Origin of the sequence: Lepagella muris (assembly GCF_004793975.1) — a bacterium.
In the GTDB taxonomy this organism is placed as follows: Bacteria; Bacteroidota; Bacteroidia; order Bacteroidales; family Muribaculaceae; genus Lepagella; species Lepagella muris.
Genome location: NZ_SRYB01000012.1, coordinates 71,496 through 86,322, shown reverse-complemented (window position 1 = coordinate 86,322; position 14,827 = coordinate 71,496). Strand labels below are relative to the sequence as shown.

The 14,827-nt window shown below is 42.5% G+C and carries 12 protein-coding genes; 4 read left to right on the top strand and 8 right to left on the bottom strand.

The genetic code is table 11. From position 1 onward, the window contains the following. Positions 1–3 precede the first annotated feature (3 nt). Complete coding sequence (locus tag E5331_RS09815; RefSeq protein ID WP_123484350.1) at positions 4–1,536, bottom strand: NAD(P)H-hydrate dehydratase; 1,533 nt, start codon at positions 1,534–1,536, stop codon at positions 4–6. A 293-nt stretch (positions 1,537–1,829) separates the two neighbouring features. On the opposite strand from E5331_RS09815, the gene E5331_RS09810 reads away from it, so the two are divergent. Both E5331_RS09810 and E5331_RS09805 read left to right on the top strand, forming a co-directional pair. Continuing rightward, positions 1,830–2,882: an NAD-dependent epimerase/dehydratase family protein gene (locus E5331_RS09810; RefSeq protein ID WP_123484322.1), complete on the top strand. Its 1,053-nt coding sequence runs from the start codon at positions 1,830–1,832 to the stop codon at positions 2,880–2,882. Between the two features lie 174 nt (positions 2,883–3,056). Next, a complete protein-coding gene (locus E5331_RS09805; protein WP_135985979.1) occupies positions 3,057–4,058 on the top strand; it encodes a class II fructose-bisphosphate aldolase in 1,002 nt (333 codons plus the stop codon). 121 nt (positions 4,059–4,179) lie between these two features. On the opposite strand, the gene E5331_RS09800 is transcribed toward E5331_RS09805, so the two are convergent. Beyond that, positions 4,180–5,316, bottom strand: coding sequence for a glycosyltransferase family 4 protein (locus tag E5331_RS09800; RefSeq protein WP_123484324.1), 1,137 nt, complete (start codon positions 5,314–5,316; stop codon positions 4,180–4,182). Between the two features lie 295 nt (positions 5,317–5,611). Here E5331_RS09800 and E5331_RS09795 point away from each other — a divergent pair, with 295 nt between their 5' ends. Continuing rightward, positions 5,612–6,841 (top strand): lipopolysaccharide biosynthesis protein, encoded by a 1,230-nt coding sequence (locus tag E5331_RS09795; RefSeq protein WP_123484325.1) that lies wholly within the window; start codon positions 5,612–5,614, stop codon positions 6,839–6,841. Next, positions 6,841–7,935 carry an EpsG family protein gene (locus tag E5331_RS09790; RefSeq protein WP_123484326.1) on the top strand — a complete coding sequence of 365 codons (1,095 nt, stop codon included), beginning with the start codon at positions 6,841–6,843 and terminating at the stop codon, positions 7,933–7,935. The genes E5331_RS09795 and E5331_RS09790 overlap by 1 nt, the downstream gene beginning before the upstream one ends. Before the next feature lie 24 nt (positions 7,936–7,959). Here the strand turns inward: E5331_RS09790 and E5331_RS09785 are convergent, their stop codons facing one another. The 6 genes from E5331_RS09785 to E5331_RS09760 form a co-directional block, all read right to left on the bottom strand. Beyond that, on the bottom strand, positions 7,960–8,538 hold the full coding sequence (locus E5331_RS09785; RefSeq protein ID WP_123484327.1) for an acyltransferase: 579 nt from the start codon (positions 8,536–8,538) through the stop codon (positions 7,960–7,962). A 14-nt stretch (positions 8,539–8,552) separates the two neighbouring features. Beyond that, complete coding sequence (locus E5331_RS09780) at positions 8,553–9,710, bottom strand: glycosyltransferase family 4 protein (RefSeq protein WP_123484328.1); 1,158 nt, start codon at positions 9,708–9,710, stop codon at positions 8,553–8,555. Between the two features lie 28 nt (positions 9,711–9,738). Beyond that, positions 9,739–10,674: a glycosyltransferase gene (locus tag E5331_RS09775; RefSeq protein WP_123484329.1), complete on the bottom strand. Its 936-nt coding sequence runs from the start codon at positions 10,672–10,674 to the stop codon at positions 9,739–9,741. 26 nt (positions 10,675–10,700) lie between these two features. Next, positions 10,701–11,429, bottom strand: a complete 729-nt coding sequence (locus E5331_RS09770) for a tyrosine-protein phosphatase (RefSeq protein WP_123484330.1) — start codon at positions 11,427–11,429, stop codon at positions 10,701–10,703. Positions 11,430–11,494: 65 nt separating this feature from the next. Then, positions 11,495–13,897 (bottom strand): GumC family protein, encoded by a 2,403-nt coding sequence (locus tag E5331_RS09765; RefSeq protein ID WP_123484331.1) that lies wholly within the window; start codon positions 13,895–13,897, stop codon positions 11,495–11,497. 88 nt (positions 13,898–13,985) lie between these two features. Next, the gene (locus E5331_RS09760; protein WP_123484332.1) at positions 13,986–14,816 is read right to left on the bottom strand and encodes a polysaccharide biosynthesis/export family protein; all 831 of its coding nucleotides are present in this window, start codon (positions 14,814–14,816) and stop codon (positions 13,986–13,988) included. Between the last annotated feature and the right edge of the window lie 11 nt (positions 14,817–14,827).

Sequence of the window (14,827 nt, the reverse complement as noted above, 5' to 3'; positions counted from 1 at the left end):
TTTTCAGAAGAGGGGGGATTCCCTGTTGATTATGGCGCGAATAGCACGACCGCAGTAATTGGCAATATCTGAAGAGACAAGACCATATTCGCCAATCTCCTTCACAGCCATATCTCCGGCAAGACCATGGATATAGACTCCGAGCGTGGCGGCATGTTCCGGACGGTATCCTTGGGCAAGGAACGCCGCAATAACCCCGGTCAGCACGTCGCCGGATCCGGCGGTCGCCATACCCGGATTGCCGGTAGAATTAAAATAGACCCTGCCTGTAGGACGCACTGTAGCCGTGTAGTGACCCTTCAGCACGATTATGATATTATGATACTTCGCCATCTCTATGGCTTTCTTCAGACGATCCTCTGAATTGTTATGCTCCCCAAAAAGACGGTCAAACTCCCCGATATGAGGGGTGATGATAGTATACGACGGCAGATTGGTGAGCAATTGCGGACGACGCGCTATGCAGTTAAGGGCATCCGCATCAAGCACCAGTGGCGACTTTGTAGTCTTCAAAAGTTCTTCAAGAGCATCCACAGTCCTGTCGTTGGTGCCGATACCGGGTCCTGCCACAACAGCCTGGTGAGTGTGATGCACTCCCATATCCGTTATGTAATTCTCATTTCTGTCGGGTTCGAACATCGCCTCCGGCACGGCAGTCTGTACTACGGGCATACCTATACGCGCACTGTGGACGGTTACAAGTCCGGCACCGCTCCTAAGACAAGCCCTCGCCGACAACACTGCGGCTCCCATCATGCCGATGCTTCCCGAAAACAGTAGAACCGAACCATAGTCGCGCTTACCGGTAAAAAGTTTTCGCGGCTTAAGCAGAGGACGCACGTTCTTCGCTTCCACAAGGAGATAGTTTGTCGGTATCTCCTTCATCATGCTGTCGTCAAGATCTATGTCGAGAAGCTTCCATTCACCAAGCACATCGCTGTTCTCACTGAAGAAAAACGACAGTTTTGGGGTCTGGAAAGAGAGTGTAAGATCGGCATGAACCACGTCTCGGCGGTTGACATCGGCATTCCATTCCCCGAAAAGTCCTGACGGGAGATCGATCGAGACCACGTATGCCCCGGAATCATTTATATATCGGGCAAGCATCATGAAGCCCCCCTGCAATTGCTTGTTGAGACCACATCCAAACATGCCGTCGACCACCACGTCGTTCTCGCTCAGATAAGGAGGCTGGAAATCACGTTTCACTTCCGTGAAATCGATACCATCCATAGTGATCAGTTTCTTACGTTCCTCCTCGCAGTCATGACTCAGTTTTCCTATGACATTGAAAAGGAATACCTCCACCTTCTTGTAACCCTGTTCGTAAAGGATCCTGGCCACGGCAAGCGCATCGCCTCCGTTGTTGCCCGGTCCGGCTATCACCACTATCCTTTGCGTAGGGAAGAAGCGCGTGATTATTTCACATGCCACAGCATTCGCCGCACGCTCCATCAGCTGCAGGGAGTCTATATTCTGAGCCTCGCATGTGGCGTTATCTATTTCTTTTATGGTGTGAGATTCAAAAATTTTCATAGCGTTGATCAAAGGGAAACTTTTACCCGCCAACAGATACATTCATACTTGAAATCGAATAGGAAGAATCCTGACGGGACAACCTTCCCAACGAAATGCAAAATTAACGTTATCTGATGAAATCTGCAAATCATTTCACATCTATTTTAACATATTGACTAAAGCAGCTCTTCACAAACCACTCCCTCGCTGTCAAAAATTGCATCTGTCATCTTTTTTGACTAACTTTGCACGCAGTAATGTAGTCTAAACTTCATAATCTCAAAAAACAAAAATAATAATCTGAAAAAGTAATGAGAATTTTACTGACCGGTGTGGCAGGCTTCATAGGTTCGGCAGTAGTCCGGAGGCTTCTTGAAGAGGGGCATCACGTGACGGGCGTGGACAGTCTAAACGACTATTATGATCCGAAATTGAAATTGGCTCGTCTGCACAATCTCGGGATTAATACCGACAACGTAAATTCAGGTAAACATATTGTCAGCAGTTCTTATGCCTCGTTCTCTTTCGTAAATATAAATCTTAAGGACGATGCAAAAACCTCAGATTTATTTGAGACCGGAAGATTCGAAATAGTGATTCATCTGGCAGGACAGCCTGGAGTGAGATACTCCATAGATAATCCCCGTTCATACATCGTCAACAATGTCGACGCATTCATCAACGTGCTTGAAGGATGCCGCCACAATGGAGTGAAGCATCTTGTGTATGCCTCTTCATCAAGTGTGTACGGACTGAATGAAAAGGTGCCTTTCTCGGAAAAGGATGGCATTGCCCATCCCATGAGCCTCTATGCGGCTACGAAAAAGAGCAATGAGCTTATGGCTCACGCCTATTCCAGCCTTTACAATCTACCTGTCACAGGCCTGCGATTCTTCACCGTATATGGACCATGGGGAAGGCCCGATATGTCGCCGTTCCTTTTCATAGACGCTATACTCCATCATCGCCCCATAAAGGTGTTCAACAACGGCGATATGCTGCGCGACTTCACATATATCGACGACATTGTGGAGAGCGTCGTGAGAATCTCAAGAATAATCCCGAACGGCAATCCCGATTGGGATGCCAAGGATCCGAATCCGGCATCTTCAGTCGCACCATACCGCATATACAATGTCGGGAATCAGCATCCGATCCGTCTCATCGACTACATCTCCTGCATAGAACGCGCCGTAGGTTTTGAGGCGGAGAAGATACTCCTGCCTATGCAGCCGGGCGACGTCTATCAGACAAACGCCGACTCCTCAGCCCTTGCCGAAGCCACAGGGTTCCTCCCAGCCACCCCTCTTGAAATCGGCATACAGAAGACAGTGGAATGGTTTAGAGAATATTATAAGATATGACTCCTCAGAGCCCCGCGTCATTGAAAAGCATATTGATACAAAGATATATCAGATGATTTCTCTAAAGATTCAAACTTTTTATCAATTATTTACGCTTATCATTTTGTCGGGAGCATCTTTTTTTGTATTTTTGCAACAAATTGTGCTACGCACACAAACGTTTAGACATTTATCATGGTAGATTACAAGAAACTTGGCCTTGTCAACACAAAAGAGATGTTTGCCAAGGCAGTGCATGGCGGTTATGCCATCCCCGCGTTCAACTTCAACAACATGGAGCAGCTCCAGGCTATCATCAAGGCTGCAGCTGAGACTAAATCTCCGGTAATCCTTCAGGTATCAAAAGGCGCACGCAACTACGCTAACGGTACTCTTCTCCGCTACATGGCACAGGGTGCCGTTGAATATGCCAAGTCTCTCGGCTGGGAGCATCCCCAGATCGTTCTTCACCTCGACCACGGTGACACTTTCGAGACTTGCAAGGACTGCATCGACAACGGTTTCTCTTCCGTAATGATCGACGGTAGCCACCTCCCCTATGAGGAGAACGTTGCCCTCACTAAGAAAGTGGTTGACTACGCTCATCAGTTCGACGTGACTGTAGAGGGTGAGCTCGGCGTACTCGCAGGCGTTGAGGACGAGGTTAGCTCCGACCACCACACCTACACTGACCCTGCTGAGGTAATCGACTTCGTTACCCGCACAGGTTGCGATAGCCTCGCTATCTCTATCGGCACTTCTCACGGTGCTTACAAGTTCACTCCTGCACAGTGCACCCGCGATGAGAAGACAGGTCTTCTCGTTCCCCCTCCATTGGCATTCGACGTGCTTGAGGCTGTAGAGGAGAAACTCCCCGACTTCCCCATCGTGCTCCACGGCTCTTCTTCCGTTCCTCAGGAATACGTGAAGATCATAGACGAGAACGGTGGCAAATTGCCCGATGCAATCGGCATCCCTGAGGAGCAGCTCCGCAAGGCTGCAGCTATGGACGTTTGCAAGATCAATATTGACTCCGACAGCCGTCTTGCAATGACTGCTGCTGTGCGTAAAGTCCTCGCTGAGAAACCCGCTGAGTTCGACCCCCGTAAATACCTCGGTCCGGCTCGCGACGAGATGGAGAAACTCTACAAGCACAAAATCATCAACGTGCTCGGTTCTGACGGCAAAGCTGAGTAATCCTTGATGCATAATCAGTCAGCAATGATACGAAATAAAGGGAATCAGGTCAAACCTGGTTCCCTTTTTCATACATCATGCACATGATAATGTGACATCATGCACACGGTAATGTGATATGTTACAGTGCACACTGGGTGCGCATAAGTTGTTCATAAATGTTAAGGTGCGTCGCCGCCACCTTATTCACGTCATAGTCGAGTTCAGCCATACGGCGTGACTCCTCGCCCATCTTTCGCATGAGCTGAGGATTAGTGATCAGACTACGCAATGCCTCTGCTATCCTCTCCGGAGAATGAGTAGGGACTATAAAACCGTTGACTCCATCTTCCACCGTGTCGCGACAACCTACAGAATCTGTGGTGACAATCGGACGTCCTACGGCAGATGCCTCTATCAGTGACTTTGGCACACCCTCACGGTAGTAGCTCGGGAAGCACATTATGGATGACTTCCGGAGCAGGTCGGAAATGTCACAACGATGTCCAAGCCATTTTATATATTTACCGTCAATCATCCCATTAATCTCCTCCTCCTTCATTGCCGATGGATTACTTGACAATCCTCCACATAACCAGAATTCAACTTTCCCCTCAAATTCTCCACGCAGAAGTTCTGCCGCAGCCACAAGATCCGGCACACCCTTCTCACGAAGCATCCTTGCCGTGAATATCACCACCAATGGCGTCTCTAACGGCACCTCGGAAAAATTATATTCCGAAAGATCCACTCCTGAACCCTTTATGAAGCATATCTTACTCTTGTCAACTATCCCACTCTCAAGAAACAACCGCTCGTCATCATGATTCTGAAAGATAACTGATATATTGCGTTTCTTCATGGAGAATTTAAGAAACTTCTGTATGACCTTTGCAACTTTCCCGATATTATCTTCCCCAAACAGAGTGCCCAATCCACTGACAGCATACACCACACCCCTGGTCTTGGTGAGCCGAGATGCCAGACCACCCCACAGCATATTCTTAAGACCGACATGATGAATTATGGCATCCGGATGCTTCCGATACAGTTTATATAGGAATATCAGCGTCTTCAATTCATCACCAATCTTCATTCCTGTAGGATTGATCGGAAGTTCGATATAGTTGAAACCCATCTTCTCAATCTCTCCGCGCTGACCCGTATCCTTAGTGACTAACGTCACACTCCATCCGTTACGTGCCGCAACCTCCGCTATCCGAGTGCGATGAGACAAGAAGAAGCGATCTTCATTTATAACCAGCAAAAGTTCCTTCATTTCAATTAAAGGGAGATTGTATCAGTTGTTCTTGCTATTATTATCACTTAATAAGATACGTTATATTTTGCCTTTTATTGTCCGATGCAATTATATATGTCAGTTTTAGCAATCACAAAAATATACTTGTAACCGACGCTTTAGATCCCGTTTCATAAAAAATGGAGGCTTAGTGATTGTTCCAACCTTAATCCCGGTATCGGAATAGCCTACAAAATAATTCCTATCTATGATGCGTTTTTAATTTAAGTTGTCTAAATATTTCGTGGTTCAAATCAGACAATATAAAATTATTATGCGTTTCAGAACAGCTATAATATGGAATGTCGTGTCCCAGTTTGGACAGTCAGGAATCACATTCCTATCAACTATAATTTTGGCGAGATTGCTGACGCCTGCCGACTTTGGAATAATCGGCATAGTGACAATATTCATTGCCTTTTCTCAGATGATGGTCGACTCCGAGATGGGCGGGGCTCTATTACGCAAGAAAGAGGTATCCCGCACTGATTATTCCACCCTGTTCTACTATAATCTTGCAGTGAGTTTTCTCCTTTATGGGATTCTATATTTCTCCTCCCCACTACTGGCAGACTTTTATGATCGCCCACAGCTTACAGATGTCGTGCGTGTAATCAGTCTGACAATAATAATACATGCATTCCGCGTGGTGCAAAGAATAATGATTTTCCGCGACCTGAAATTCAAGATATATGCAGTCATAAATGTAATTTCCGGCATCATATCTCTTGCCGTGGCTATATGGATGGCTCATAAAGGATACGGCTATTGGTCGCTCGTATGGCAACAGATTGTTCTCGCATTGTGCCATGTGGTATTTCTGGAAATCTATAACCGATTTATTCCGTCTCTCACTTTTTCAAAAGAATCATTCCGCTATCAATTCTCTTTCGGTATAAGTCTCTTTGGGTCAGATACAGTCAGAACATTGGCAAACAACATATCTACAAATATAATCGCAAAAATCACCACGTTGCAATTCACCGGATATTATACGCAGGTATCACGAATCACGAATTTCTGCCAAAGCACCTGCACATCCCTCATGGATCAAAGTATATTTCCCATGCTTGCAAAGTTTGAGGACGTGACGAAAATACGTGCAACATACCACAAGATGCTCCGCCTGCTGATTTTAGCCCTCGTCGGAGTCTCCGCCATATTCATAATATTCTCCAATCAGATAATTTCAATTACACTTGGTGAAAAATGGTTGGCTGCAACCGGAATATTCCAAGTATTATCGCTCACAATCTGCCCGGCATCTATCCAAGTGCTTTGCCGCAACATACTGAAGACCTTGGGCACCACAAAAAAGATCCTATATCTTGAAACCATAAAATCAGTCATTGTGATTGCACTTCTCCTCGCGGCATCACTGCTTGGAATGAACGCCGTAATCTGGTCGCTTGTAATATCGCAGACTGCAGCATGTATAATCTGGTTGGTTTCAACAGAAAATTTATTAAAATCACATCTAAATAGACCTATTCAAGACAAATAATGGAATACCTAGTACCGTTTATATTAGCTACATTAGGCATAATTTTTAATAAAAAAATGCCTCCTGCAAAACAAAAGACACTGATGGTTATAATATTAGTATATATTATAATTTTATTAGGAATGCGTTATCGAGTTGGTTTTGATACCATAGGATATATGAAAACATATACCAAGGCTCGTTCTCTTGATAAATTCTGGACTGTAAAGATTTTTTTAGAACGACATGAGCCCGGTTATCTTTTTATATGTGCAATATGCAAATCTTTCACTAAAGAATTCTGGCCAGTACAAGTAATAATGGCCACGATTACAAACGGCTGTATTTTCATATTCCTATATCGATACTGTAGAAATGTATTTGTCGGAATAATGTTTTATCTTATTCTCCAATGGCTATACTTTTCCGTTGAGGTTATGAGAGAAAGTGCTGCAATCAGTATATTCCTGCTAAATTATAGAAATTTTGAAAATAAAAAGTGGTTAAAATTCTATCTTATTTCATTTCTTTCGATATCTTTACATTATTCTGCAATAATAATATGGTTTCTACCTCTTGTTAAAATTATAAAGCCTAATCTCTCATTAATAATAATATGTATCCTTTTTTTAACAATTACTCCTCTAATTGAAAAGTTAGGGGACATTATCTCCATCCCGTCTGTTACGAGAAGAATTGAACAATACACTTCCACCAACTATAATCTAAACTGGAGAATCGCTCACCTTATAAGATATGCTTTACCGGCTATCGCTGTTTTCGCAGCATTTAGGATTTCAAAATTAAAAACAGATTTCCAACAGATGATTCTTCTTCATATACTCTTGAGCATAGGCACATTCTCCATACCTATAATATTCTCCAGAATATCCAATTACACTACAATGTTCGTCACTGTAGCAATCGCAAATTTCATATGTCTACGCCAAGTTAAAGAATGGATCAGGGTAGGACTTATCTGCTTTACATTGGCAACTCAATCTTTTTATTATTACCAAATGTATCATGGATGGCTTCCATATGTCTCAATCTTCAATCCCAAGCAAATCACTGAACGAGAACGAATATGGAGATCATTATTTTCTGGGAAATAAAATGACAAAAAATTTTTCAATTCCTCAAAAATTGGGATCAAGACTCGAAATTTTCTTTATCAACTTAACCGGCACTCCTCCATAGATAGAGTGACCAGCCAAAGATCCACGAGCAACCGCACCTGCTGCGATCACTGTCCGACTTTCAATTTTACACGGACCTATTATTCTCACTCCACATCCTATCCATACATCTGATCCTATTTCAATAGGAGTCATTATCAATGGATTATATTTAATAGGTTCTTCTTTATTTTCCCAACTATGTCCAAAAGAAATGATTGAGCAATGATTTGCAATTGAAACGTTGTCATTTATATCAACTCCTCCTATTGCATCAATATAGCAATACGGATGAATGCTCACATTGCTACCTATTGACAGATTTTCTGGATGTCTAATAATACAGTATGGAAATATTGCAACATTTTCCCCACATGTTTTTATCATATTTTTCAAACAGACATACCTGAATCCCAACCCGACAAATCCTGACATATTACATGTCAAGCCATATATAAATTTCAACACAGACTTTGGTAAAATTCCAAATATCTTCCCTATTACATTAGTTAAGTATTGATAATGTCCTCGTTTGCCCATAATTTTATTTAAAATTAATTAAAGTCTTGACGAATCTTATCATAAAAAATATTCCTACGTTTATCCAATAATTCGCACTCAAATTTCTTTGCCTCTTCAAAATTACGTTCTGCCTCCTTAAGCATGATTTTCTTATCTCTCATTGTCAAAAGCCGGTCAACTATATCATCAACTGACTTTCGAGACACAATAAAATCATTATTCAACAATTCAGGTATTGCTCCTGTCCTTGCTCCGATACATGGAAGAGCCCTACTCATTGCCTCAACCACACTACGAGGCAAACCTTCCTGAAGCGATGGATGCACATATATATCCACATCATCAAGAATATTGAATACCTCTTCATGCGACATTTTACCAACAAAATGAATCTGATCTATCACACCCAGCTTCTCTGCCTCTTTTCGTAAGGCACTATCATCACCTCCACCGATAAGAAAATAATGATAGTTATTGTATCCCATATCTTTAAGTTTTCTCAATGCTCGAATAACAAAACGCTGTCCCTTATATCGAATATTTAGCATTGCCACTGTTGCTATCCTTATAATTCCATTATCAGACAAAATATTAATTTTCCTCTTACGTTGCTCCAATACATTGTCATCACATTTTTCAAGCACGACATCAGATAATCCTATGCTGATTCCATTTGTGGGATAACGTTTTTGTAGAAATTTATTTGTGACATATAATGCATAATCAGACCTACTCAACACTCGTCTATTCATAAGATAACGATATGGGGCGGCTATCTTACGTTTCCAATCCTGATTCCACAGCCCATCCCACGGACACGCAACCATTAGGGCAAAATATTTTTTCCGAGCTTTATGAGCAAGGTGTGCCGCAAATTCCGCATTAAGCGATGGCACATAGCCTATAACCAAATCCACCTTTGAAATAGCCTCCTTCAATGTGCTAATGACATTTGATGACGGCCATACAAAGGACTTATTAATATAGCAGATATTATCATGGATTATATAATCATTTAGGCAATCATTAAAAACCTGAATACAATTACCATTCTCTTTCGGTTTTTGAAGACACAAATGCAACTCTCCAATAACACATAGACGCTTAATAATGTTTGTAAAGTTTGTAGATCCAAGAATCTTCTCACCCTCCATCAATAGCGTTTGATCTGTCACAACCAATATCTTCATACCATCTGTCCTTTAATGATTATTATTTCTATAATTGTCCAAATAAAATTCTAAGTCGTAGCCAAAAATCATTTGAAGCCTTTCCTGATGTATAATTATGATTCATCATCAGCCTAAGACGGCTTGCAAATGATTTTCGGTAATATGCCACACGTCCAACTTTGAGTCGAACATCTTCTGACATAAATTCCGAATATATTCGCAATAATTCTCTTGCTTGTATCTCCCGTTCATGTTTTATATCTGGAAACAATAACTTTCTGACACGTCGTTTCCATATATCGAACTTACTTTTCTTAGCTCCTATCTGATTTGTATTATGTTGTCTATACAAAATATAACTATTATGATCCACAATAGCCTCCCCCATCAACACAGCCAACTGATATATCCAAAAATCATGTGGTGGCGGACCCGCCGGTTCTCCGGATGCCATCAACATCATAAGACGCGGAGAAGTCACTATCGTACATCCTATTGCCAGATTACGAATCAAACTATTCTCCACTGTAGGCTTCATCACCTCTCGCGTCCTGACACATCCTTGATTTACCCCATCCTTATAGTAATACTGATTGGAGCAATAAAGCTTTATTTCATTCTTAATCTCAGAAAGGGATTCTGTCGCCCTCTTCAATTTTTCCGGAAGCCATATATCATCTTGGTCGGAAAAGGCATAATAATCATATTTACATGACAATTTAGACGTCCTTCGCACAAGTTCCATAAATGAACGTTTCCAACCAACGTTAATGCCCCTATCCACATATATTTTTCCAGGATAGCATTTCTCGTAGTCTGACAATATATCAATAGTGTTGTCGGCAGATCCATCATCCCTGACATAGATAGTGACATTCACATATTTCTGTCGGAATATGGAATCAAGCTGCTCTCTCAGATACAATTCGCCATTATAAGTGCTCATGAGCACAGCTACCGAACTACACTTCCCTTCTTCCATTATACAATGCAATTATCTGAATCAGGTCAATGAAATTTCCCTCCATTGGATACCACTTCACGAAGATTATCGAGCACACTATTCTTCGTAGGCTTCAATGCAATCATCCTTTGGGTGGCATCAAGACGATGAAGGTCGCTACCTGTCAGGTCTGCCATCCCTTTTGACAACAACCATTCACATTTCTTACGTGCAGTATCGCCATAGCCTCCAACCAAAGATGCGAAATTTATCTGAAACAACACTCCAAGTTCTTTCAAACGGATATAGTCACCCTCATCCATATAGCGGTAACGCTCCGGATGAGCAAGCACCGGGAAGTAACCGGCACTCTTGACCTTATCAAGAAGTTCATCCATTCCGATCGGGGGAGTATAGTAAGACGTCTCAACAAGAAGATGCCTGCCATCCTCTCCTATCGGCAAAAAATCACCAGCTTCCAGACGCTCTTCAAAAAGTGTGTCAAGCATATTCTCTGCGGCAAGATGCAACTCGACCTTACCATTCCACTCTTTCTTAAGTTCCTCAAAGCGTGCTCTTAATTCTGCTGTGGTATTGGGATAGTCCTCCATTATGTGAGGAGTGAGCCACACATGCCTTATTCCCAAATCCTCATAGAAACGCAACACTTCAAGCGAATCGCTCATCCTCTTTATGCCATCGTCCACTCCCGGCAATATATGGGAATGCCAATCGATGAATCCGTCAAACATTCCGGATTCCTTTATTGATTTCACTGTCTTAAATGGCCACATCTTTTTTATGTATGAAGGTATAAAGGATGAAGTATGATGGATTAAATGGTTATTCTTATATTAACTTACTGATAACTTTGATAGTTACCGTATGTGTAATAGCGGCTATGTACCGCCTCTGTTCCATTCAGAATAAGGCTCATATTCTTGAATTTCTTATTCTCATAGAACTCATTAAGTTCCGTTAATGCCTCTCGTTCAAGCAGACCGGCACGCACCACAAACAGTGTGCGGTCGGCATATTGACCAACAATCTGAGTATCGACGACAATGTTGACAGGCGGACAGTCAAGCAGCACGTAGTCATACTCTCCTCTGACCTCATTCAACAGGTCAGTCAATCTGCCGTTTTCAAGAAGTTCCGCAGGATTAGGCGGCATCTTTCCTACCGGAAGGATCGACAGCAATTCATTATCCTGCACCTTGACGATAAGACTCCGCCAATTATCATTATTTCCAGTCAGATAATCCGTGATTCCCTTATGAGGCATGCCGACAAACATTGAGGAGGAACCATGACGGAGATCACAATCAATCAGAAGCACCCTCTTCTTCTTTAGGGCAAAACTGAGTCCCAAATTATATGATATGAATGACTTTCCACTACCCGGATTGAACGACGTGAGCATGATTATCTGAGAACCATCACCCTTGCCCGACATGAAATCGATATTGCTGCGAATTACGCGGAAAGCCTCGTTGACCACATCACGCTTACCCTCCTCAACGACTGCAAGTGGAGGTTTCTCATCCTCAAGTTTCTTATTCTTCTTGACCACAACCTTAAATTTCTTACGCTTGCCGACAAACGGTATCTCTCCGGCGAACGGAATCTTTACACCATCAAGATCTTTCTTACTTCTGACTTTCGTATTGCCGGTTTCAAGCATATATATCGTTATCAACGGTAATGCAAGACCAAGTAGGAATGTCACTGCAAGAATAAGTTTCTTCTTTGGAGATACAGGTTTAAGAGAACCCATCGGAGGTGTTATCACGCGTGTATTTTCAGCCGTAAACTTCTGGCTAAGTTCATTCTCCTCACGCTTCTGGAGAAGGAACAGATACAGACCTTCCTTCACCTTCTGCTGGCGTGTGTCAGACAACAACGGCAATGCCTTCTCTGAAGTCCCGGCGATCTTGCCTGTTGTCTTAATCTTCTCTTCACGGAAACTACGCAGACGGGTCTTCAGTCCGGCGATACGGTTTGACATACTGCGAGTGATTGACTCTCGGAGTCCGTTCAGCTGAGAGTCATAATCCTCGACAAGAGGATTACGTTCCGACGAATTGCTTACAAGATTATTACGAGCCAACAGAATCGTATTATAAGTGGCGATATCTTTCTCTATCGAAGGATTATCAAGACCTGTATTAGCTGGTATGATATTAAATTTATTGGCACTGTCATCCAGGAAATCCTTCATATAGGTAGTAATCGAAAGTTGATTTTCAATATTCAATATCGACTGTTCAAGATTCGATTCTTTCTCCATGGATGCCTGAGCCGAAGCTATAAGGTCAGGGCTTCCTGTGGTTGTCTGATATTTTGCAATATTGCTGTCCACATCTCCGAGTTCCTGTTGTATCAGACGAAGACGCTCGTCGATAAATGCAGATGTAGCGACTGCCATCTTATTTTTATCTTCAATCCAATTCTCATTGTAGACAAGAAGCACTGTATTCAGAATATCTTCAGCTCTCTGCACACTGACATCCCTTATTGTAAGACCAATTATTTCTGCATCCTGATTAACAAGATCTCCATTAAGCTTCTCCCCATAATTTTCCACAGTGGTCTGCATTGGTTTCTTGACCACTTTCAATTCAATAGATTCAGTTATAGGAAGTCCGTCATATTCCGGATTCGGAGTGACCTTAACTATTCCTATCGGAGTCTTGACAGATTCTTTCCCTTTAGGAAGAGTAGCCTCTCCAGCAAGTTCTATCTTTCCATCGATTGTAAATTTACGAAACTCCCTCATTTTTATATTGCCATCAGCAGAGAGTTCCATTTTGAAAGATGCGCCACCTTGTTCCTCTATACCTTGCATATCTACAATGTAAGGCAACGTGTGTCCGTATAGCGTTACCGGATGGAATCCACCCAGACGGTCATAGTTCATATCAAGATGCAGTCTTCGGGCGACCTCATACATCACTGCCGGAGATTTAAGAGAAATCAACTCATTGTAAACGCTTGTATTACTTGACACAAGTCCAAATGAAGAGAATACACCAGCCATGTCAGGGACTCCAGATCCACCCTCTTGATCTTTTATCAAAACCTCTTCCGTACGCTGATATTCCGGCTGCTGACAAAGTATATAAAGCACACCTGCTCCAACACATATAATCAACGATAACAATATCCATTGCCATCGTGATTTACATGCCTGTATGTAATCCTTAATTGAAAAATCCGAGAATCCGGAGATACCTTCCGGTTTTGTTTTTGTGTTATCCATATCTTGCGCAAATCCGGAAACAAACTCCGGCTTGGTTATGCAATATTGCGGTTATTTATTAAAGCAGAATATTTGTCAGCAAACAAAATCATTTGAACACCAACACTGCCACAGAAGTGAGCAACGATGCCACCGATACCCAGAAACCTGCCGACAATATATTATTTCCGTTGACTGTGGTCTGACGTTTGCGGACGCTATTCGGCTCCACATATATTATGTCTCCTTGTTTTATATAGTAAGCCGGTGAAGACGAGAGACTCTTAAAATTGGTCAAATCTACACGATAAGTGTGGATTCCATCCTTCTCCTCTCTCACAACAATTACATTCTCACGCTGTCCTTGTATCGTAAGGTCCCCGGCAAGTGATAACGCCTCCAGGATGTTCAGACGATCCTTGTTGATATCGTATCTTCCTGTACGATTCACCTCCCCCATCACAGAAAAACCGGTGTTAAGAAATTCCACTGTGACAACAGGATCTTTCACAAGTTCACGTCCTATCAACTCACCTTTGACAAAACCTGCAAGTTCGCTGCGAGACATTCCCTCTACTTTAAGCACACCCAATACAGGGAAATCTATTGTTCCTTCAGATGACACGGTATAGGTGGAGATTCCTTCTCCTGATGGAGTATAGGTACGCAAACTGCTGCCAGTTCCACTTGTACTTGCTTCATATCCAAGCCGATTGGAAGCCACCGTAAGATTAAATAGACTTGACAAGGCTGGATCCTTGGATTTCACCACGATTGAGAGCCTGTCATGAGGCTGCACCTTTATCTCTGTTTGAGAAACAGGAACGACTGTCTCTGTTATATCCTGAAAATATGTAACATTCTTAGGAGTGCTGCAAGACACAGCATTAATGGCAATTACCATCGCCACCGTATATTTCAACAGTGTTTTTCTTTTCATATCCCTAAGAT